The organism is Synechococcus sp. CCY 9618 (assembly GCF_019038415.1).
GTDB lineage: Bacteria > Cyanobacteriota > Cyanobacteriia > PCC-6307 > Cyanobiaceae > Cyanobium.
Genome location: NZ_JAFKRG010000040.1, coordinates 101494 through 120942, shown reverse-complemented (window position 1 = coordinate 120942; position 19449 = coordinate 101494). Strand labels below are relative to the sequence as shown.

The following is a 19449-nucleotide window of genomic DNA, read 5'->3' as shown; positions in this document are numbered from 1 at the left end:
TCGAGGCCGTGGCCGCCGACGGGGAACAGAAGCGCAGCATCACCATGGAGTTCCGCCGCACCACCCCGGAAGCCGATGTGAACACCCGGGAAGAGGCTGTTCCCGAATGGTTCTAGGTCTCTCCTGCAGCCCCCCCCGGCAGCCCCAGTCGTGCCTCGAGGCGGACGATCAGCTCCACGGCTGACGGATCCCCGACCAAAGAGAGGCACAGGGCCCGTTCGTCGGCGCCGAGAGGTTCCATCTCCCTGAGCTGGCTCTCGAGCACGGCTCCATCCGCATCGGAGGGGTCATGGCCCTGGCGCTGCCGTTCAGTGATGCGCCGATGGGCCAGGCCCGGGGAGCTGGGGCAGTCGAGCAGCAGAAACGGCACGCCCTGCTCGCAGGCCAGCTCCTGCATTCGCCGCCGCTGGCGGCGCAGCAGAAAGGTGGCATCCACCACCACCGATAACCCGGCCTGGAGGATCCGGCCGGCCTGGGCGGGAAGATGGTCGGCGTAGAGCCACTCGCTCACCTCCGGCCGGTAGGGATCGCCGCGCAGGGCCGGCCCATCCCCCTGGCCCCAGGCTCCGAACAGGCGCTTGCGCTCCACGTCGGAACTGAGCTGGATCCAGCCCGGGCGGCGGCAGAGCTGGCGCGCCCGGTGGCTCTTGCCACTGCCGGACACCCCATGGGTGATCACCAGGGCCGCCGGGGTCGTTGATGTGGTGGCCACGGCGCCCCGGAGGTAGCGCTCCAGTTCTCGGGCCATGGGGCCCGATGGGCCGGCGGCGGGATCCTGCTGACCCAGCCGCAGGGCGCAGACCTTGGCCCGCACCAGCGACCGGTAGACGCGGTACCAGCGCCAGGTGAGCAGTCCGGCGTAGTCACCGCAGCGGCCCAGCCAGCGGTTGAGCACGGTCGCGCCGAGGTCGGCCCGGCCCTGATGGTCGAGATCCATCACCAGGAAGGCCATGTCACTGATCACGTCGATCCAGCGGAGAGCAGGGCTGAATTCCAGACAGTCGAAGACCTGGATGCGGTCGCGTTCCAGGAGCATGTTGCCCAGGTGCAGATCCCCGTGGCACTCCCGGATGCGGCCCTGGCTGCGGCGTTGCTCGAAGGTGGATCGCAGCCGCTGGAACTCCGTGTCCATCCATGGCCGCAGGGGAGCGAGCTCCCGGGTCAGCGATCCACCGCAGGCTTCCAGCACCTCCAGGTTGGCCGCCGCCGGCTCCTGCACCGCGTCCGGAGTGCCGTAGGGGTCGTTCTCGCCGGCCACCGCCGCCGCGGCGTGGAACGCGGCCAGATCATCCGCCAGGGCCTCGAGCTGGCCGTGGCCGAGGCCATCGCGGTTCAGCACAGCGGGCAGCAGGGCGCTCTGGGGAAACTGGCGCATCCGGACGGCCGTGTCGATCACCGGTCCCGGCCCGGCCATGCTGGCTTGCTCCGCGGGGCCGTGCACCGGACTCAGCCCCAGATAGAGATCCGGGGCCAGCCGTCGGTTGAGCCTCAGCTCCTCCCGGCAGAACCCCAGGCGGCGCTCCGGGGTGGAGAAATTGACGAACCCCAGATTGACCGGCTTCTTGATCTTGTAGGCGACGGTGCCGGTGAGCAGGACCCAGGAGATATGGGTCTCCAGGCACTCGATCCGATCGACCGGATGGTCATAGGCGCCGGGATCGAGCAGGGCGGCGATCATCGGGTCCACGGTCGCTGCGGCTCTGCTTGCTGTTCAATCCAATCATCTGGTAAGTGATGACCGCCTCCACCGGGGTCCACAGCAGGGCCGGAAGCAGCAACAGGGAGGCGGTGGGGGCGATGGGGCGCACCAGCATGGCCAGGACCAGATTGGCGATCCAGCTGATCAGCCAGAAGAGCAGGCCGGAAGGCAGGCTGCGCATGCGACAGATCACATAGGGGTGGCTGCGCAGCAGGATCAGCAGAATCATGTAGGCAACCACCCAGCTCCAGTTCCTGCTCCTTTCCCAGCAGCGGAGCGCCGAAAGGTAGAAGGTGATGTTGATCACGAACCAGGCGGCTGGCAGCCAGATCTGCAGACTCAGCCACCCCGGCCGCTGCAAGGAGCGAAACCAGATGAAATCCCTTTCCGTGGGATTCATGGCCTGGGTCACCACGAGCATGGCGATCAGGATGAGTGACCAGGGAGGCACGGGCATCTGCAGACCCAGGCATTATTCAGCGCCGCAGGGATCGCGTCCATGGGGTCGGGATGTCCGGTGGGTGTCCGACCGTGCTGGACTCCGCACGTAGGTTTGAAGGGTCCCACGAGCTTGATGGAGGCTCCATGCACACCCACGACCTCGAGAATCACGACAACCTCTACGCCGATGAAGGCACGATGGTGATGGGAGAGACCAGGGCGGATGCCCAGAACCATGCCCTCTGGGCCGTTGGGGCCATTGCCCTGATGGTGGTCGGCCTGGGGGTCGCCCTGGTCATCTCCTGATCTCCGCGCCAGGTCCCCGACGACACCGGCTCGCGCCGTAAGGCGCCAGCCGGCTCGGGTCGTTGAGGGTCAGAAAGCGGTGCCGGAAGGATCCCAGGGGCCTGGGGCCGCAGGCGCGGACCCAGGCCCCTGGTTCCCCCTGCCGGCTCCAGGCGGAGATCCGCAGCGCATGGGCTGAACCCCAGCGGCAGACCAGCAGGTAGCGGTGGCCCCAGGCCAGGGGCCAGGCCTGGGGATCCGCACCCACCCACGGCACCGTGCCCGGTGGCAGGGGCTCCAGATCGCGATGTCGGCGCAGCAGGGCCGGCAGCAGCAGGCCGGCCGGCCGGCTCCCACCATCCGCCTCGTCATCGGCCTCGCAGTCACCGACCGCGGAGTCCAGCCGGCTGGCCAGGCCGGCCGGATCCGCCGGGCTGGGCACGATCAGGTGCAGTCCCCCCCAGCCGGGAAACCCGAGGCAGGAGAGCAGGGCGACAGATCCAGGCGCCGAAGCCCCGCCGGAAGGCATGCCGAACACCATGAAGCACCGCAGCGGCTGACATCCGTCTGGTGCCACCGACCGTCACGGGGCAGGCCCACTGGCAGGATCGGCAGGATGGATGCGACCTCCCTGCCGCCATGTTCGAAAACCGCGACCGTCCTGCCTGGCTCAACTGGTTGATCCTGGCCATCTTTCTGTTGTCGTCCTGGCAACTGGCCGGCTTCTGGTTTCAGCAGCTGCACCGCTGAGGCGGGCGGTGTTCACCGGGCGATGCCCCCGCTCAGGGGGGATGGCGGTGCCCGGAGCTGACGGCCCGCACCAGGCGCACGCTGCCCCCCACCAGAAGCAGCAGGGCCAGCAGGGCGAGCAGGGCCACCACGATCACGCTGCCCAGCTGCAGCACCCCCATCATCAGCCGGCTCAGCCCGCTGATCAGATTGGCGATGGCATTGCTGACCAGCAGCAGGGCATCGAGCCGTTCGGGCAGTTGCATCAGGCCGGTGAGGATCAGGGCCCCCGCCAGGATCAGCAGCAGACCAGCCCCCGTCTGACGCCAGCGGGAGCTCGGCCGTCGTCGTTTCCGCCGCAGCTGGAGACCCTTCCCCGGTGCCGGTCCCTTCGGCGTCGGCAGATGGAGCGGATGGGGGGTTTGGGGCATGGCCTGGGGGTCAGGGATCCAGCGCATAGCCGGCGCCCCGCATCCAACGCTCGAATTCCATCAGCACGAGTTCGTTGGGGCAATCGATCAGGGACAGGTCGTTGACCGTGCAGTCGCCCTGACCGCCGTGGTGGAGGGTGAGATGGAAATGGGAGCCGCTCAACCCGCAGACCTCGGGATCGCTGCGTACCACCACATCGAGGGCGGCCCCGAGTCGGGCCACCCGGCGGCGCAGTTCCGACCAGGTCAGGCCCATGGCATGGGAGCAAGCAGGGTGAATGAACGACCTCAGTGTGACCAGAGCGGCGCCGAAGTCAACTGGGCGGCGGATCCGGCGGGGCTCAGGGACGGGAGCCGGCGGGCGTGGCCTCGCTGGCGGGGGCGGCCGGCGGAGCCAGGGGGGGCTGGGGTGGTGGCGGCAGCAGCAGGACCAGGGCCGCCGAGACGGCCAGCACCGCTGCCCCACCCAGGGGGGCGGTCAGCCGCCGGCGAAGCGGGATGCGCTCCAGGAGTTCCCTGGGCCCGAGGGGCTCGGGCTCGGGCACGGCCAGGGGCAGCTGCAGCCGGGGATCAAGGCGCAGCTGATCCAGAACCCGCACCAGATCGGCCAGTTCCGCATCGTCGAGACGCATCTCCAGGGGAGGGGTGTCGGGCTGGCTGCTGCGCAGCAGCAGCCGGTGGCCGCCCTCGGCGTGGGGGCCGATGTCGACGGGCTCCCCCGCGACGCTGAAGTCGCGGCGCACGCCGCTGATCAGGTGCCTGGCGTAGGGAAACACCACCTGCATCAGGGCCTGGAGATGCTCGCGGCGGCCCTCAAGCAGCGGCCTGCCCACCCACTGGAGGCTCCAGCCGGTGATGATCCCCAGGGCCGTGCCGCTCTGACCAACGGACACGTCGGGCAGCCCGTCCACCTGCAGGCGGCAACTGAGCTGATCGAAGACGAGTCTCTGCTTCATCGCGGCACTCTGAACCATGGCGCTCTCATCGGCAGGGAGTCAGGCGACCGCGTCCATCAGGCTGGCCTTGATGCGATCGAAGCCCCCGTGGCCGGCGCAGAGGCTCAGGCCCCGGACCAGCTGCAGCCGCTGGGCGGCGCCGTCGCTGGGGTCGAGCAGCTTCTGGACGCCGCTGCGGCGGGGATTCATGCGCTCCTGCACCAGCTCTCCCAGCCGTTGCTGGAACAGGGCCCAGCGCTCGCGGGCCACCTCTTCCGGCTCGTTGCTGGAGAGCAGGGAGCGCAGCATCGGGTAGAGGCGGTCGGCCATGACGCAGAGGATGCGGATCAGGGCGTCGGTCTCGCTGGCGGGAACCTCGCCACGACGGCAGGTGCGCCGCAGCGGGTTGTGACAGCGGCGTTTCCACAGCTCCACCCGGTTGGGGAAGAGGCTGCCGTAACCCAGCTGCTCGCTCAGCCACACCATCGCCTCCCCGCCGTTGAGGTCGAGGGCCTCCATGCAGAGCAGCATCAGATCGAGTCGCTCCAGCCCCCGGCGGGGCAGGGCGCGCGAGGACGGCTCCTGAATCGCCGCGTCCGAAATGTCCTTGGCCATGACTGCGATGATGCCAGCGGCGCCGTCCATCCGTCACGTCGCCGGTACCGGTCCCCTCACCAGCACGATGCCCAGCAGCCCCCCGTCGATCGATCTGCGCGCCTGGGTCAGGGACATTCCCGATTTTCCCAAGCCGGGCATCCTCTTCCGCGACCTGACCCCGCTGATGCGCGATCCGGAAGGCTGGGCCGAGGCGATCCGCCTGCTGGGCCTGCTCTGCGAGCGGGTGCAGCCGGATCTGATCGTGGGCATCGAATCCCGCGGCTTCATCGTCGGCACCGCCCTGGCCACCGTCACCGGGCTGGGGTTCGTGCCCGTCCGCAAGCCCGGCAAGCTGCCGGGGGAGGTGATCGGCGTGGAGTACAGCCTCGAGTACGGCACTGATCGTCTGGAGATCCACAGCGATGCCCTGGGGAGCGGCCAGCGGGTGCTGATCGTGGACGACCTGCTGGCCACGGGCGGCACGGCGGCGGCCTGCACCGAACTGGTGCAGCGGGCCGGGGGGGAGCTGTGCGGCTTCGGCTTCGTCGCGGAGCTGGCGGCCCTGGAGGGGCGCCGCCGGCTGCCCGAGGAGCACCCGATCGAGTCGCTGATCATCTACAGCTGAGGGGGCCTGGGGCGTTGAGCGCAGCGGGGGCGCTCAGCCCTCCTGGTCCTGCCAGGTGATCACGGCGTCGAACTGCTCCAGGCTGATCAGGCCGAAGCGCCAGAGCACCGCCGGCAACGGCGCCTGCTCGAGCTGGGACTGCTTGATGCCCAGCTCGAGGGCGTTCTCACTCAGGCCCACCTGATGGCGCAGATAGCGCACCATGGCCGGGGAGGGCAGGGGCTGGGGCGAGCTGCTGATCACCATGACGCCATGGTGGGGGCGCCGGCAGCAGCCGGCAAGGTCCCAGGCTCATGGCCCGCAGGGCCAGGCCCCTGGCCAGGGAGACGCGACCCAGCACGGCCAGGGCCAGACGCCGCGGCGGCAGAAGCCAGGGGAGGCGGTTGGAGAACAGGCGCACCAGCAGGTCGGTGGCCAGCAGGGTGAGCAGCAGGTCGGGCCAGCGGCGCCGGCCGTAGACGGCACCGATGCGTTGCGGATGGAGCGTGCCCCGGGCCGCCCGCCGGGCCAGCCGGTGCAGTTCCGCCACGTCGCGCCAGCAGAGGTTGAGGCCCTGGCCGCCCACCGGGTGGCAGCGGTGGGCGCTCTCCCCCACTAACACCGTGCGGCCCCGGTGCAGCCGGCGGGCCAGCTGCAGGGCCACCGGGAAGCTGCGGGGGCTTTCCAGCAGGGCATCGGGCTGCAGCGCATCCGGCAGGGCCCCCGCCAGCCGGTCGAGGAAGGGGGCATCGCCGAGGGCCTCCAGCTGGCGGCAGCGGGCCGCCGGCGCGCTCCACACCAGCTGGAAGCGGCCGTCGCCCAGGGGCAGCACGGCGAAGGGGCCTTCGGGCCGCAGCAGTTCCCAGGCGTCGTCGTCGGCGCAGCCGCGCAGTTCCACCTGCACCGTGAGGCAGCGCTGCCGGTAGGTGTGCCGCCACTGGCCGATGCCCAGGGCCTCTCGGGTGGGGGACTCGGGGCCGTCGGCGGCCACGACCAGATCGGGACGCGTTCCGCCGGGGGCCGGATCGCCGGGAGCGGCATCGCCCAGGGCCAGCTGCACCGCTGGGTGGCGACCCAGGCGTTCCAGCAGCAGGGCCATCAGGGGCCCGTGGCTGCCGATCCAGCCCACCGCCTCGGCCCCGGGCAGGTCCGCCGGACCGAACACCGCGCTCCGCGCCGTGGCCATATCCCGCAGCCGCAGGCGGCGGAAGGGCACCAGGGCGGGCTGCAGCGCCTGCCAGAGATCGAGGCGCTGCAGCAGCTCCCGGCTGGAATGGGTGAAGGCGTAGGCCCGCTGGCGCTGTTGCAGGGCCTCCGGGGGCTGGGGGTCGTGCAGGGTCACCTGCCAGCCGGCCTCCGCCAGGGCCAGGGCCGTCAGGGCGCCGGTGGGGCCGGCGCCGTGGACCCGGGCATGGAGCGGAGGGGGCATGGCCATCAAAAAGCCGCAACAGAAAGTCTGCTGCGGCAATGGGGGCAGCCGTGATCGGATGCCCGCAGTGTTGGGTTCCCCCGTAGGAGGGGTGTGGAATCAGCCGATGCCGAGCAGACCGCGGGTGAAGGCTTCGCCGCCAAGGGCGAACTCGGTGGCGAGAAGGGCAATGAAGCCGAGCATCGCCATGCGGCCGTTGAGCTTCTCAGCGCGCTCGTGGAATCCCCAGCCGCTTTCGGGGCTCACCACTTCCATGCGGGGCTCGGTGGCGAAGGCATTGAGGCGGCCGCCGTCTTCGGTGGTGACGGTGGCGCCGCGGATGGTGCCGGGAGCGGTGGGGGCGGTGGTGGACATGGGTGACTCCGTTGCGTTGTGTTTCGTGAATTGTAACGCATTGTTTCGGATCTGTCCAGTTTCCCGTCCGTTCGGTATGGCGAGGAGGCACGCGCAGGGGGTCAGCCCAGGCGCCGCAGGCAGAGCTCCTCGAAGGCCGGCCGCAGCAGGTAGGGGTACTCGCCCACCCACTGCTTCAGCTGGGGCAGCCAGCCGTCGGAGAGGGTGCCGATGCGGGAGAAGTCCATGCGCTCGCTCAGCACCAGGCAGCGAATCACCATGCCGCGCCGGATCAGGTCGTGCTTCTTCTCGTAGGGGAAGCGGATCTGGCCCAGGTAGCCGTCCTCATCTTCGAGCTCCAGGCACACCCAGGTGCGGCGGTTCTCCACCAGCTCCAGCCGCCCCTGGCGGTTGGCCTGCTCGCGCCGGTTCTCCACCACCTCGCGGCGGAACACATCCGCCACCACCCCCTCGAAGATGGCCGCCGCCGGATAGCGGCGCAGGATCGCGTTGCGGCGGCCCGCCTCCAGGATCGGGCCCCAGAGCACATAGAGAAGGAAGACGAAGCCCACCACCAGGAACACCGGGCCCGCCTGGCTGCGGAACAGCAGCACCTGGCTGATCAGCAGGGAGATCACCCCGCCGATCACCGAGATCAGCACCCGCTGCAGCAGCTTGCGGGGGTTGCCGCTGCTGGCGGTGAACTGGGGGCCGGTGGCCACCGCGGGGATCAGGCGGAAGAGTTCGCCGGGTTTGAGGGGGATCAGCATCGGCCTAGCTGCGGGTGGGGCTCACAGCAGCCGCTCCAGGCCGTAGACCAGCCCGCCCAGGCTGCGCACCTTGCGCACGGTGAGCAGCACGCCGGGCATGTAGGCGCTGCGCTCGATCGTGTCGTGGCGCAGGGTGTAGGTCTCGCCGGGGGAGCCGAACATCACCTCCTGGTGGGCCACCAGCCCTGGCAACCGCACCGAATGGAGCCGCAGGCCGCTCTCCCTGAGCCCGCCGCGGCAGCCGGCCAGGCTCTCGTGCTCCTCCACCTGGGCGGGGTTGAAGGCCTTGCCCAGCTCCTCCATCAGTTCGGCGGTCTTGAGGCAGGTGCCGCTGGGGGCATCGGCCTTGCGGTTGTGGTGCAGCTCGGTGAGTTCGGCATAGTCGTAGTAGCGGGCCGCCGCCGCCGCCGCCTGCTGCAGCAGCACCATGCCCACGCAGAAGTTGGGCACCACGGCGCCGCCCATGGAGGCCTTGGTGGCGAAGGCGGCCAGATCGGCCAGCTGGGTGGGGCTCAGCCCGGTGGTGCCGATCACCGGATGGATGCCGTAGGCGATGGCGCCCCGGCAGTGCTCGTAAACGACGCTGGGGTGGGTGAAATCCACCAGCACGGCGCCGCCGCCGGGGCCGGCCTGGCGCACGGCCTGGCTCGCCTGGCAGAGGGTGCCCTCGAAATCGGCGCTGATCGCCACCTCCAGCTCCCCCAGCCCCAGGGCCAGGCCCACGTCCTCGCCTTCGTGGCCGGGGGTGGTGTCGATGGCGCCGGCCAGGGTGCAGTCCGGAGCGGCCAGCACCGCCCTGATCACCTCGGCGCCCATGCGGCCGAGGGCGCCGGCCACCACCACCGGGATCGGGGCCGCAGGGGCGGGGGGGGAGGCGGTCATGGGCGGCACGCGTTCCAGGGGAGCCTATGTGGCACGGGCCTGTAACGCTGCGCTGCAACAGATCGCCTGCCCGGCGGGGGCTCCGTAGGCTGCTTCACATTGCTCAACGCATCCCCCGCATGTTCACGCAGGTCCGTTCCGCCAGCCGCCGGGTCAGCCCTGCCCCCACCGATGGCGCCACAGACCGGGTGGTGATGAAGGCCGTCTACGTGGTGCTCGAACCCCAGTACCAGAACGCCCTCACCACCGCCGCCACCGGCCTCAACGACCAGAACGGCCCCCTGGCGGTGGAGCTGAGCGGCTACCTGATCGAGGAGCTGCGCGATCCGGCCAACTACGCCGATTTCTGCGCTGATGTGGCCGCCGCCGATGTGTTCATCGCCTCGCTGATCTTCCTCGAGGACCTGGCCCAGAAGGTGGTGGAGGCCGTGGCCCCCCACCGCGACCGGCTCAAGGCGGTGGTGGTGTTCCCCTCGATGCCGGAGGTGATGCGCCTCAACAAGCTGGGCAGCTTCTCGATGGCCCAGCTGGGCCAGAGCAAGAGCGCCATCGCCCAGTTCATGCGCAAGCGCAAGGAAGCCAATGGGGCCGGCTTCCAGGACGCCATGCTCAAGCTGCTGAACACCCTGCCGACGGTGCTCAAGTACCTGCCGGTGGAGAAGGCCCAGGACGCCCGCTCCTTCATGCTCAGCTTCCAGTACTGGCTGGGGGGAACGCCGGACAACCTGCGCAACTTCCTGCTGATGCTGGCCGACAAATATGTGTTCCCCCGCGGGGACACGGACCGGCCCCAGCTGACCGTGGCCGACCCGGTGGTGTTCCCGGATCTGGGCATCTGGCACCCTCTGGCGCCGGGGATGTTCGAAGACCTCAAGGAATACCTCAACTGGAGCGCCAGCCGGCCCGACCTGAGCGAGCAGGCCCGCCAGGGGCCGGTGATCGGGCTGGTGCTGCAGCGCAGCCACATCGTCACCGGCGACGACGCCCACTACGTGGCCGTGATCCAGGAGCTGGAGTACCGGGGCGCCACGGTGATCCCGGTGTTCTGCGGCGGTCTGGATTTCTCCCGGCCCGTGTCGACCTTCTTCTACGACCCCCTCAGGCCGGAGCAGCCCCTGGTGGATGGGGTGGTGAGCCTCACGGGCTTCGCCCTCGTGGGCGGCCCGGCCCGCCAGGACCACCCCAAGGCGATCGAGACCCTCAAGCGGCTCAACCGGCCCTACATGGTGGCCCTGCCCCTGGTGTTCCAGACCACCCAGGAATGGGAGGAGAGCGACCTGGGCCTGCACCCGGTGCAGGTGGCCCTGCAGATCGCCATCCCCGAACTGGATGGCGCCATTGAGCCGATCGTGCTCTCGGGTCGCGACGACGCCACCGGCAAGGCCCACACCCTGCAGGACCGGGTGGATGCCATCGCCGAGCGGGCGATCCGCTGGGCCTCGCTGCGGATCAAGCCCCGGGCCACCAAGAAGCTGGCCATCACCGTGTTCAGCTTCCCCCCCGACAAGGGCAACGTGGGCACCGCCGCCTACCTCGACGTGTTCGGTTCGATCTACCGGGTGCTGGAGGAGATGAAGGCGAAGGGGTACACGGTGGACGGCATGCCCCGCAACGCCAAGGAGCTGATGGAGGCGGTGCTGAGCGATCCGGAGGCCCTGGAGGGGGCTCCCGAGCTGGCCATCGCCCACCGCATGAGCGTGGCCGAGTACGAGCGGCTGACGCCCTACTCGGAGCGGCTGGAGGAGAACTGGGGCAAGCCCCCCGGCAACCTCAACTCCGACGGCACCAACCTGCTGATCTACGGCCGCCACTTCGGCAACGTGTTCGTGGGGGTGCAGCCCACCTTCGGCTACGAGGGCGATCCGATGCGGCTGCTCTATTCCCGCAGCGCCAGCCCCCACCACGGGTTCGCCGCCTACTACACCTACCTGGAGAAGGTGTGGGGCGCCGATGCGGTGCTGCACTTCGGCACCCACGGCTCCCTGGAGTTCATGCCGGGCAAGCAGATGGGCATGAGCGAAACCTGCTACCCCGATTCCCTGATCGGCGCCCTGCCGAACCTCTACTACTACGCCGCCAACAACCCGTCGGAGGCCACGATCGCCAAGCGGCGGGGCTATGCCTCCACCATCAGCTACCTCACCCCGCCGGCGGAGAACGCCGGGCTCTACAAGGGGCTCAAGGAGCTTGGTGAGCTGGTGGGTTCCTACCAGCAGCTGCGCGAGAGCTCCAGAGGCGTGCAGATCGTCAACGCGATCATCGAAACCGCCCGCCAGTGCAACCTCGACAAGGACGTGACCCTGCCCGAGCTGGATGCCTCGGAGCTGGAGATCGACGGCCGTGACGGGGTGGTGGGGGCGGTGTATCGCCAGCTGATGGAGATCGAGAGCCGGCTGCTTCCCTGCGGCCTGCACACCATCGGCAAGCCCCCCACCGCCGAGGAGGCGATCGCCACCCTGGTGAGCATCGCCGCCCTGGAGCGGGAGGAGGAGGGCATCCGCTCCCTGCCGGCCCTGCTGGCCGAGAGCCGGGGCCGCACCATCACCGATGTGTACCGCGGCAACGACGAAGGGGTGCTGGCCGACGTGGAGCTCAACAAGGTGATCACCGAGGCCTGCCGCTCGGCGGTGGGGGCCATGGTGCGCCAGGTGACCGGCAGCGACGGGCGGGTGAGCCTGCAGCGGCGCTTCTCCTGGTTCTTCGAACTGATCGAGCGCTTCGGCTACCGGCTGCCCAGCCCCTGGCTGAGCGCCTGCCGGGCCGCGGGCTTCCCGGATGTGGAGATCGGCGAGCTCGATCGCCAGTTCGCCTACCTGCGCTTCTGCCTGGAGCAGATCTGCGCCGACATGGAAATGGAGAGCCTGCTGCGGGCTCTCGATGGCGAGTATGTGCTGCCCGGCCCCGGCGGGGATCCGATCCGCAACCCCGGTGTGCTGCCGAGCGGCAAGAACATCCACGCCCTCGATCCCCAGTCGATCCCCACCCGGGCGGCGATTGCGGCGGCCAAGGTGGTGGTCGACCGGCTGATCGAACGCCAGAAGGCCGAGCAGGGCACCTGGCCGGAAACGATCGCCTGCGTGCTCTGGGGCACCGACAACATCAAGACCTACGGCGAATCCCTCGCCCAGATCCTCTGGTTCATCGGCGTGCGCCCCGTGGCTGATTCCCTCGGCCGGGTCAACAAACTGGAATTGCTGTCGCTGGAGGAGCTGGGCCGGCCCCGCATCGATGTGGTGGTGAACTGCTCGGGGGTGTTCCGGGATCTGTTCATCAACCAGATGGCCCTGATCGACCAGGGCGTGAAGATGGCCGCCGAGGCCGAGGAGCCCCTGGAGATGAACTTCGTGCGCAAGCACAGCCAGGAGCAGGCGGCCGAGCAGGGCATCTCCCTGCGGGAGGCGGCCACGCGGGTGTTCTCCAACGCCAGCGGCAGCTATTCCTCGAATGTGAACCTGGCGGTGGAGAACAGCACCTGGGAAGAGGAGGGCGAACTGCAGGAGATGTATCTCTCCCGCAAAACCTTCGCCTTCAACGCCGACAACCCGGGCGAGATGAACCAGAACCGGCAGGTGTTCGAATCGGCGATGAAGACCGCCGATGTCACCTTCCAGAACCTGGATTCGGCGGAGATCTCCCTCACCGATGTGAGCCACTACTTCGACTCCGACCCCACCAAGCTGATCGCCGGCCTGCGCGACGACGGCAAGGCGCCCACCAGCTACATCGCTGACACCACCACCGCCAACGCCCAGGTGCGTTCGCTGAGCGAAACGATCCGCCTGGATTCGCGCACCAAGCTGCTCAACCCCAAGTGGTATGAGGGCATGCTCAATTCCGGCTACGAGGGTGTGCGGGAGGTGGCCAAGCGGCTCAACTTCACCCTGGGCTGGAGCGCCACCAGCGGCGCGGTCGACAACTTCGTCTACGAGGAGGCCAACGACACCTTCATCAACGACCCGGAGATGCGCCAGCGGCTGATGGACCTCAACCCCCACAGCTTCCGCCGCATCGTGGGCACCCTGCTGGAAGTGAACGGCCGCGGATACTGGGAAACCTCCGACGAGAACATCGCCCAGCTCCAGGAGATCTACCAGGAGATCGAGGATCGGATCGAGGGGGTGACCGCACCAAGAGGGTGACGGGCCCTTGGGCCGTGAGTCAACCTCGATCAGGTCTCATCACGAAGGAGTCTGCGCCCTCGTAACTCCTCATTGTGGTCACCCCACTGAAGCCCTAACGGGAGTGGAAACGAATGGAACGAGTCTCCAGGCAGAAGGAAGGTGGTCCCTTCCCTCGATCAGGGTGGCCAGACGTTGTCTGGCTGTCAGGTTGTTGAGCCATCTCTACTGGTGCGATCGGGAGGGCAGGACTCCATAGCGACGGCAAGCGGAACCGGGCGGCCCAGGTAGTAGCCCTGTGCCTTGTTCACACCCAGCGCTCGTAAGACCCGCAGCTGGGAGGCTGTCTCAACGCCTTCGGCAACGATGTCGCTGCCCGTATCGCGGCCGAACGAGGCCAATGCCGCTGCCAGGGCCTGGCGCGCCGGATCCTTGTCGATATCACGCGTGAGATCAATGTCGAGCTTGATCAGGTTCGGCTTGAGATTGAGGATGTGCCGGAAACTGGCGTACCCCGCCCCTGCATCATCGACTGCAATACGAACACCTTGTTCCCGCAGAGGTGCTAACGCTTCCGCTAGCTTCAAATATTCTGCAATCACTGTGTGCTCCGTGAGTTCGATGACGACGCGGTTCAGCGGCATCCCCTGAAGACTCCGCTCGACATCGCCACGAATCACACTCTCGGGCGAGACGTTCAAAGACACGTAGACCTCCGATGGCAAACTCTGCAAACCCTCTAATGCCTTTCCGATGGCTTTCATTTCCAGTTCGATACGGCTGCCGACGACCGCAGCCTCTGCGAACCAGACATCAGGAGTGCGTAGAGGGGCGATGTTGAAGCGCGCGAGAGATTCAAAACCGGCCACCGCCCCACGGTTCAGATCGAAGATGGGCTGGTAAGCAATAGACAGGGAATCGGTGGCCAGTGCGACCCGTATCCGCTGCTGCATGTCCTGGCTCAGCTTGTTGGCAATGGCGTCCTGGTCAATCCGGTGGGCGACGGTGTCCGACAGGACGCGCATCAGTTTGATGTCACGATCATTGAGCGAATGATTCGGAGCGAAACTGAAACAGCAGAATGTTCCGTAAACGCGACCGTCCTTGAGGCGAATGGGAACGCTCATGTGAGCCCCCACGGGTAACGCCAGAGTCGCTGGAAACTTCAGTGTCTCTGGCACATCCGCAGTGTCGGGAATCAGCTCCGGCAGTCGGCCATTGACCACGCTGAGGCAATAGCTTTCGTTTAACGGGTGTCCCATCCCCACCCGAATCGGGGGTGTGTCATTGGAAGAGTCGATGGAACGGAACACCCTCTGGCCGCCCGTGAACTCGGAGACGAAGGCCACGTCCATCTCGAGATGATCCCGGATCGCGCGCAGCAGCCGTCGCAGATCGTCGGAGAGCGTGCCGGACGATTCGGCATCCAGGCCTACAAAATCAGAGAGGGAGTCGTTCACTTGCATCGTCGTCAATGGCGCTCTCGACCACTATCTGACGTTCCCGACTCTCTAAGGAAGGCCATTGCCAATCTGAGTCCTGACTCGGCTATCCACATGTCTGCTTATGGTCGAAAAGCCGTAAGACCGGCATCATTATCTTGCCATCTGATTTGTCATTCGTCAGTTCGTTAGCCATCCCTTAACTCATCGCCCGTTCTGTGGCCCTTCTGGAGGGGGCTGGTGAGATGGCCGGAAGGGTTCGATGCCCTGGTGGCGGTTGGATCGCACCACGCCGATCGTGCCGTTCCCGGCCATCACCAGGCCGGTGCGGCAGAGCCGGCGCTGGCCGCGGGCCCAGCTGTCGGTGTTGGAGGACGCGATGTGGCAGGGGCCGTGGCTTCGGGGATGGGGGTGTGGCCGTTGATCAGCCGGTCGTGGCCCGAGCGGCCCTTGAGGATGATCTCCAGGGCGAAGGCCAGGGAGACGCCGCCGGAGGAGCTCCGGCCCCGGGTCACCGGAATCGGCCATTCCCAGTGGCGGGCCAGCAGCTCCACGGCGCTCTGGAGAATCAGCTCGGCGCTGCGACCGCTGCTGTTGCCCCCTTGCCTGGGCCCATCCAGCCGGTTCAGCACCCCGTTCACCCAGCCCCTGCAGTGATCCTGCAGGTCCGCCGGGGCGCCGGCCAGATGGCGGTGCAGATCCCGCAGGCCGGTTCCGCTCCGGGTGGTCCTCGGGAGGCTGCAGCGCTGGTTCCTGAGCTTCACGGCCTGCTCCAGCGGCACCCTCCGTCACTCGGCCAGTGCCGTTTCCTCACCTAGAACAGAAGCGTGGCAGCCACTTCCATGCCTTGCCTTCACTGACTCTTTGCTCAGCGGCCAGTTGAGTAAAGCCTCTGCCTTGGTGGAGATGCTGCCAGAGCAGGCGGTTGAGACCGATCGGTGGTAGGCGGGCAGAGGGATGGGAGGTCCTTGGCTGCTGAGCCTCACCAAAACCTTGTCGGCCTCAGACCATATTGTCGGCTTGAACAACCTGTCAGCACGAAACACCCAGCCGATGCGCAACAGCTTCTTCGCCGACACCCTTGAGCAGGCCACCGTCAGGAACAGGATCCTGGACCTCGAGCAGGGCTTGGTGGGCTTCTACAGCATCGGCCTCTACCCGGCTTCCCTGGCCTACAACAGCGCCATGCATGGTGGCGGGGACCGTTTGCTGCTGGCGCCACGACCGGGTCGTTCCCTGCTCGGGGCCTTCTCTCCGACTGACCTGTCGGGCATGGATCCGACCCACGTCGCCACGTTGGAAAAGATGGCTCGCCACGAGCGTGATGGCCGCCTGCAGGAGTACACCCTGCGCGACCTGATCGAGCTCTGCGATCTGGTGGTGCTGACCGCGAACAGCAACCACATGGAGCAGGACCTGTTTGAAGCCTGTGAGCTCCGGCGTGAGCTGGACCGGGAGCAGGTGGTGCTGGCCTGCCTGGCGGGGTCGTTCAGTCACGACCCTCTCCGCAACGAATCCTATGTGCTCTGCGAGCGCCAGCCCAACCTGGCGTTCTTCTCAGGTTTCCATCGCCACGGCGCCCTGCGGGATCCCGTGGACAGCTTCACGGCCAACTTCTGCCATCCCAGTGCGATCACCGCCCTGCTTGGAGCCCGACTGCTCGACCGGCTGTCGCCGAACATCCAGGTGTCTCCGGGAGTTCACAACGTGGAGGCTCAGTACATCAAGGCCGCAAAAAACATCTCTTCAATCTTTGCGGGATTTGGCTATAGCTACCATGCTGAGAATACAGGTGTTCTGCCCACCCTGTTGACCCTGCTGCTGGACCAATGCCTGGATCAGGCCTCCACGGTTTCAATGCGCCGGGAAGATCGCCCACAGCTTTATGGCCGCCAGCCGTTTCCACTCACCGAGCTTGGCTACGGGGTGCAACGAATTGAAGCCACCCTGAACCGTGGTGGTGACATGGAGAAGGTGCGCGACCACACCTTCACCCAGCTCACCGCCATCGTGGCCGATGTACGCGGCAGCATGATGTTGCCAGTGTTCGGCAAACCCACACGCAACTTCCAGGCTGGGCAGATCCTGGCGGAGGGCATGCGAATGCTGGGACGCTGCCCCAATGATGTTGATGAATTCGAGCAGTGGTGTGAACAGGCGGGTGTGAAGAAAGGGGGGCTCGAAGGTCTTAAGGCCCTGCGCTACTGGCCACAGATTCTGATCAATTACAGCATCCAGGTGCATGACGCCTCAATGGTGAACCTCCTCTACATGGCGATCTTTGGCAAGAGCGACACCAAGGCGTTCGCCTTCCTGGTGATGACTGAGAGCCGTGAGCTGTCGAACTACTGTCAGGAATCGGTCCGTCCTTCCCACAGCCGTCGCTATTCCGAGGCTCTGCAGAATCTGGATCGCCCTGAGGCGTTGCAGCTGCTGGCCAATGCTGTCATCGCTGACACAGCCAGGCGGGCCATCCCCGACGACAGCGGCCAGGAGGATGGTGGTGACAGCAAAGAGGTGCCGGCCTACCTGAGAGTCATGAATGCGATAGAGAATGTCTGGTAAGTCGTCTTGTTTCAGCCATGATCCAGCATCTCTCAGAGGCTGGCATCCACGGCGATGTCCCCAGCCGTGTCGGTGCCGGTCGGTCCGATCTCGCCGAGGGAGCGCATCAGCGGAGTGATCGACAGCCCCTGCACGATCACTGAAAAGGCCACCACGGCAAAGGCCACCGTCACGACGGCGTCGCGGTAGGGGAGGCTGCTCGGCAGGCCCAGGGCAAGGGCCAGGGCCAGGGCGCCGCGCAAGCCTCCCCAGAAGAGAACGTGCTGGTGGCTGGCCTTCACCCGCAGGGGTGAGCCCCTGAACAGGCTGCAGCAGAGGTAGGTGGACAGGGCCCGTCCCACGGTCACCAGGGCGATGGCGATGCCGATCGGCAGCAGCACCCTGGTGAAGTTCTGGTGCGCCTCCAGCATCCCCATGAGCAGGAAGATCAGCGAATTCACCACGAAGGCGGCGTAATCCCAGAACGACTGCACAGCCTCCCGCCCCTTGGGGGAGATGGCGCCCAGGGGCCCGAGGTTGCCCAGCATGATGCCGGCGGTGAGGGTGGCCAGCACCCCCGACACCTCCAGGTGCTCCGCCAGCAGGAAGGAGCCGTAGGCGGCAATCGTGGTGAACGTGATCTCCACCAGGGGATCTTCGGTTCGGCCGGCCAGGACCAGCAAGGCCGCTGCCACAGCAGCACCGCAGGCCACGCCACCCACAATCGTGACCGCCAGGAACTGAACGGTGCCCAGCGGCGTGATCGTGGCGCCGGTGGCGAAGGCAATCGCGATTCCGAAGCCCACGGCGGCGGTGCTGTCATTGAGGAGGCTCTCCGCCTCGACAAGCTCCCGCAGCCGGCCGTGCACACCCGCCTCCTTGAAGGTGGCGATCACCGACACCGGATCGGTGGCCGAGATCAGCACACCGAACAGCAGTGCGGCCGGCCAGCTCCAGTGGGCCATGTAGTGCATGCCCGCCGTGGTGATGCCGGCGGAGAGCACCACCCCCACCGTGGCCAGGGTGAGCACCACCGGCAGGTCATTGCGCAGCGAGGGCCAGGCGATGTAGATCGCCGCCTCAAAGATCAACGGCGGCAGAAAGGCGTTGAAGATCAGTTCCCGCGTCAGCGGGATGTCAGGGGCGAAAGGCGTCCAGGCCAGCACGATGCCACCCAGCACCAGCCCCACGCTGTAGGGGAGCCTCAGTCTGCGGGCAACCATGGCCACCACCGCCGCCACCAGGAGCAGCAGTTCGATAGATTCAATGGAGAGCATGGGGGGCGCGTGCGTCGTCGGCTGCAGTTCCTCAAGTCTTGGTGCTGGTGGGCATGGCGGCCCTTGAGGCCAGAGATCAAATCTCGCTGGCTGAAGGAATGTCAGCAAAGATGCTGTTTCCCAGCCACGCTGGAATGTTACGCGTCAGCGCCCTGAGGCCGTCGACCTTGAGGTCACCGGAGGCGATAGCCTTTCGGTAGGTGGTATCCCCCATCCAGATCCCTGCCATGGTCCGGACACTGGTGGTGAGATAGACATCAACGTCCTTGCCTGGATCGCTGACACAGATCTCCACGTCTTCGTCCACCACCAGCAGCCACCAGTCGGACATGTCGGCAATGTCGGTGAACGTGAAGCGCACCACGGTCTGATGGCCGATCAGGTTTTCTGGCACCACGCTGCGCTGCAGATAAAGCATCAAAAGGTCCAGGTCCAGGTCCAGGTCAAGTCAGTGTCTGTGAGGTGTTGACGTGCCCACCTCACCCATGAACTCCGTGGCCTTCGCCACGGGACAGAACTGCCCATATTCCATGCGAAAGGGCTTCCGTAGCTCTACGTGCTGAACCGCATGTAGTGACTTCAGAAAGTGTTGTTGATTGCTGCACGCTGCAACGTTGTGGTGTTGTCAGTGAGCTTTTTAGGGTCCGGTTACCGGGCATAAGGGTCCGGTTCATGCCAACCATCTCCCAGAGCGGAATAGCGATGAAACTCTTCACGGTTCTTGCCGAGCACGACTGTGCGGTGCCGGCGGCCTCCAGACTCAGAGCGACACAGAGCACGCTGGGCTTCATCCCGACCCGGTTTGGTGAGCTGGCCGGCAACGCCATCGGAATCCCGTTGGACGAAGCATCCCTGCCATAGGCATGGCAACCCCCTGTGATTTCCATGCTTTCCTTGCAGCCCAAGACTGCCTAGAATGAGAAAACAATATTG

The 19449-nt window shown here is 66.9% G+C and carries 21 protein-coding genes and 1 pseudogene; 6 read left to right on the top strand and 16 right to left on the bottom strand.

What is annotated here, in order from left to right:
• A pseudogene (locus tag KUG41_RS15625) lies at positions 1-116 on the top strand (DUF4912 domain-containing protein); the annotation flags it as partial.
• On the opposite strand, the gene KUG41_RS09795 reads toward KUG41_RS15625, so the two are convergent.
• Entirely contained in the window at positions 113-1678 is a 1566-nt protein-coding gene (locus tag KUG41_RS09795) for a bifunctional aminoglycoside phosphotransferase/ATP-binding protein (RefSeq protein ID WP_216903637.1), read from the bottom strand. The pseudogene KUG41_RS15625 and the gene KUG41_RS09795 sit on opposite strands and share 4 nt — an antisense overlap.
• Positions 1644-2156, bottom strand: a complete 513-nt coding sequence (locus KUG41_RS09790; protein ID WP_216903635.1) for a tryptophan-rich sensory protein — start codon at positions 2154-2156, stop codon at positions 1644-1646. The genes KUG41_RS09795 and KUG41_RS09790 overlap by 35 nt, the downstream gene beginning before the upstream one ends.
• 128 nt (positions 2157-2284) lie before the next feature.
• Between KUG41_RS09790 and KUG41_RS09785 the strand changes: the two genes are divergently transcribed.
• The gene (locus tag KUG41_RS09785) at positions 2285-2446 is read left to right on the top strand and encodes a hypothetical protein (protein WP_216903634.1); all 162 of its coding nucleotides are present in this window, start codon (positions 2285-2287) and stop codon (positions 2444-2446) included.
• Here KUG41_RS09785 and KUG41_RS09780 read toward each other — a convergent pair.
• The 5 genes from KUG41_RS09780 to KUG41_RS09760 all read right to left on the bottom strand — a co-directional run bounded on the left by KUG41_RS09780 (position 2436) and on the right by KUG41_RS09760 (position 5135).
• The gene (locus KUG41_RS09780) at positions 2436-2954 is read right to left on the bottom strand and encodes a hypothetical protein (RefSeq protein WP_216903632.1); all 519 of its coding nucleotides are present in this window, start codon (positions 2952-2954) and stop codon (positions 2436-2438) included. The two genes, KUG41_RS09785 and KUG41_RS09780, sit on opposite strands and share 11 nt — an antisense overlap.
• A 253-nt stretch (positions 2955-3207) precedes the next feature.
• On the bottom strand, positions 3208-3585 hold the full coding sequence (locus tag KUG41_RS09775) for a hypothetical protein (RefSeq protein ID WP_254217073.1): 378 nt from the start codon (positions 3583-3585) through the stop codon (positions 3208-3210).
• Between the two features lie 10 nt (positions 3586-3595).
• Positions 3596-3841, bottom strand: coding sequence for a hypothetical protein (locus KUG41_RS09770; RefSeq protein WP_216903630.1), 246 nt, complete (start codon positions 3839-3841; stop codon positions 3596-3598).
• Positions 3842-3926: 85 nt separating this feature from the next.
• The gene (locus KUG41_RS09765; protein ID WP_216903628.1) at positions 3927-4559 is read right to left on the bottom strand and encodes a DUF4335 domain-containing protein; all 633 of its coding nucleotides are present in this window, start codon (positions 4557-4559) and stop codon (positions 3927-3929) included.
• Positions 4560-4580: 21 nt separating this feature from the next.
• Entirely contained in the window at positions 4581-5135 is a 555-nt protein-coding gene (locus KUG41_RS09760; protein ID WP_254217071.1) for a DUF3038 domain-containing protein, read from the bottom strand.
• A gap of 67 nt (positions 5136-5202) precedes the next feature.
• On the opposite strand from KUG41_RS09760, the gene KUG41_RS09755 reads away from it, so the two are divergent.
• Positions 5203-5742: an adenine phosphoribosyltransferase gene (locus tag KUG41_RS09755; RefSeq protein WP_216903624.1), complete on the top strand. Its 540-nt coding sequence runs from the start codon at positions 5203-5205 to the stop codon at positions 5740-5742.
• 33 nt (positions 5743-5775) lie between these two features.
• Here KUG41_RS09755 and KUG41_RS09750 read toward each other — a convergent pair whose 3' ends face one another.
• The 5 genes from KUG41_RS09750 to dapB all read right to left on the bottom strand — a co-directional run bounded on the left by KUG41_RS09750 (position 5776) and on the right by dapB (position 9135).
• Positions 5776-5946 (bottom strand): DUF2949 domain-containing protein, encoded by a 171-nt coding sequence (locus KUG41_RS09750; protein ID WP_371734105.1) that lies wholly within the window; start codon positions 5944-5946, stop codon positions 5776-5778.
• A complete protein-coding gene (locus tag KUG41_RS09745) occupies positions 5909-7150 on the bottom strand; it encodes an FAD-dependent monooxygenase (protein WP_216903621.1) in 1242 nt (413 codons plus the stop codon). Before KUG41_RS09745 ends, KUG41_RS09750 begins: the two co-directional genes overlap by 38 nt.
• Before the next feature lie 99 nt (positions 7151-7249).
• The gene (locus KUG41_RS09740; protein WP_216903619.1) at positions 7250-7504 is read right to left on the bottom strand and encodes a high light inducible protein; all 255 of its coding nucleotides are present in this window, start codon (positions 7502-7504) and stop codon (positions 7250-7252) included.
• Positions 7505-7605: 101 nt separating this feature from the next.
• Positions 7606-8253: a hypothetical protein gene (locus KUG41_RS09735; RefSeq protein ID WP_216903617.1), complete on the bottom strand. Its 648-nt coding sequence runs from the start codon at positions 8251-8253 to the stop codon at positions 7606-7608.
• Positions 8254-8274: 21 nt separating this feature from the next.
• The gene (gene dapB / locus KUG41_RS09730; protein WP_216903615.1) at positions 8275-9135 is read right to left on the bottom strand and encodes a 4-hydroxy-tetrahydrodipicolinate reductase; all 861 of its coding nucleotides are present in this window, start codon (positions 9133-9135) and stop codon (positions 8275-8277) included.
• A gap of 119 nt (positions 9136-9254) precedes the next feature.
• Between dapB and KUG41_RS09725 the strand changes: the two genes are divergently transcribed.
• Positions 9255-13274, top strand: coding sequence for a magnesium chelatase subunit H (locus KUG41_RS09725; protein WP_216903613.1), 4020 nt, complete (start codon positions 9255-9257; stop codon positions 13272-13274).
• 185 nt (positions 13275-13459) lie between these two features.
• On the opposite strand, the gene KUG41_RS09720 is transcribed toward KUG41_RS09725, so the two are convergent.
• Together KUG41_RS09720 and KUG41_RS09715 are read right to left on the bottom strand one after the other, a co-directional pair.
• Positions 13460-14713, bottom strand: a complete 1254-nt coding sequence (locus tag KUG41_RS09720) for an EAL domain-containing protein (RefSeq protein WP_216903611.1) — start codon at positions 14711-14713, stop codon at positions 13460-13462.
• Between the two features lie 296 nt (positions 14714-15009).
• On the bottom strand, positions 15010-15459 hold the full coding sequence (locus KUG41_RS09715; protein WP_216903609.1) for a hypothetical protein: 450 nt from the start codon (positions 15457-15459) through the stop codon (positions 15010-15012).
• 289 nt (positions 15460-15748) lie between these two features.
• Between KUG41_RS09715 and KUG41_RS09710 the strand changes: the two genes are divergently transcribed.
• Positions 15749-17260: a hypothetical protein gene (locus KUG41_RS09710; RefSeq protein WP_216903666.1), complete on the top strand. Its 1512-nt coding sequence runs from the start codon at positions 15749-15751 to the stop codon at positions 17258-17260.
• 32 nt (positions 17261-17292) lie between these two features.
• Here KUG41_RS09710 and KUG41_RS09705 read toward each other — a convergent pair whose 3' ends face one another.
• Both KUG41_RS09705 and KUG41_RS09700 read right to left on the bottom strand, forming a co-directional pair.
• A complete protein-coding gene (locus KUG41_RS09705; RefSeq protein ID WP_216903607.1) occupies positions 17293-18516 on the bottom strand; it encodes a sodium:proton antiporter in 1224 nt (407 codons plus the stop codon).
• Between the two features lie 76 nt (positions 18517-18592).
• On the bottom strand, positions 18593-18934 hold the full coding sequence (locus tag KUG41_RS09700; protein WP_216903605.1) for an SCP2 sterol-binding domain-containing protein: 342 nt from the start codon (positions 18932-18934) through the stop codon (positions 18593-18595).
• Between the two features lie 254 nt (positions 18935-19188).
• Between KUG41_RS09700 and KUG41_RS09695 the strand changes: the two genes are divergently transcribed.
• Positions 19189-19377, top strand: a complete 189-nt coding sequence (locus KUG41_RS09695) for a hypothetical protein (protein ID WP_216903603.1) — start codon at positions 19189-19191, stop codon at positions 19375-19377.
• Positions 19378-19449: the final 72 nt, after the last annotated feature.

Coding starts and splice junctions, on each gene's coding strand:
- KUG41_RS09775 (WP_254217073.1), bottom strand. CDS start 3,585: ATGCCCCAAACCCCCCATCCGCTCCATCTGCCGACGCCGAAGGGACCG.
- KUG41_RS09765 (WP_216903628.1), bottom strand. CDS start 4,559: ATGGTTCAGAGTGCCGCGATGAAGCAGAGACTCGTCTTCGATCAGCTC.
- KUG41_RS09795 (WP_216903637.1), bottom strand. CDS start 1,678: ATGATCGCCGCCCTGCTCGATCCCGGCGCCTATGACCATCCGGTCGAT.
- KUG41_RS09755 (WP_216903624.1), top strand. CDS start 5,203: ATGCCCAGCAGCCCCCCGTCGATCGATCTGCGCGCCTGGGTCAGGGAC.
- KUG41_RS09695 (WP_216903603.1), top strand. CDS start 19,189: ATGCCAACCATCTCCCAGAGCGGAATAGCGATGAAACTCTTCACGGTT.
- KUG41_RS09745 (WP_216903621.1), bottom strand. CDS start 7,150: ATGCCCCCTCCGCTCCATGCCCGGGTCCACGGCGCCGGCCCCACCGGC.
- KUG41_RS09760 (WP_254217071.1), bottom strand. CDS start 5,135: ATGGCCAAGGACATTTCGGACGCGGCGATTCAGGAGCCGTCCTCGCGC.
- KUG41_RS09785 (WP_216903634.1), top strand. CDS start 2,285: ATGCACACCCACGACCTCGAGAATCACGACAACCTCTACGCCGATGAA.
- KUG41_RS09725 (WP_216903613.1), top strand. CDS start 9,255: ATGTTCACGCAGGTCCGTTCCGCCAGCCGCCGGGTCAGCCCTGCCCCC.
- KUG41_RS09735 (WP_216903617.1), bottom strand. CDS start 8,253: ATGCTGATCCCCCTCAAACCCGGCGAACTCTTCCGCCTGATCCCCGCG.
- KUG41_RS09780 (WP_216903632.1), bottom strand. CDS start 2,954: ATGCCTTCCGGCGGGGCTTCGGCGCCTGGATCTGTCGCCCTGCTCTCC.
- KUG41_RS09710 (WP_216903666.1), top strand. CDS start 15,749: ATGCGCAACAGCTTCTTCGCCGACACCCTTGAGCAGGCCACCGTCAGG.
- KUG41_RS09700 (WP_216903605.1), bottom strand. CDS start 18,934: ATGCTTTATCTGCAGCGCAGCGTGGTGCCAGAAAACCTGATCGGCCAT.
- dapB (WP_216903615.1), bottom strand. CDS start 9,135: ATGACCGCCTCCCCCCCCGCCCCTGCGGCCCCGATCCCGGTGGTGGTG.
- KUG41_RS09750 (WP_371734105.1), bottom strand. CDS start 5,946: ATGGTGCGCTATCTGCGCCATCAGGTGGGCCTGAGTGAGAACGCCCTC.
- KUG41_RS09705 (WP_216903607.1), bottom strand. CDS start 18,516: ATGCTCTCCATTGAATCTATCGAACTGCTGCTCCTGGTGGCGGCGGTG.
- KUG41_RS09740 (WP_216903619.1), bottom strand. CDS start 7,504: ATGTCCACCACCGCCCCCACCGCTCCCGGCACCATCCGCGGCGCCACC.
- KUG41_RS09770 (WP_216903630.1), bottom strand. CDS start 3,841: ATGGGCCTGACCTGGTCGGAACTGCGCCGCCGGGTGGCCCGACTCGGG.
- KUG41_RS09790 (WP_216903635.1), bottom strand. CDS start 2,156: ATGCCCGTGCCTCCCTGGTCACTCATCCTGATCGCCATGCTCGTGGTG.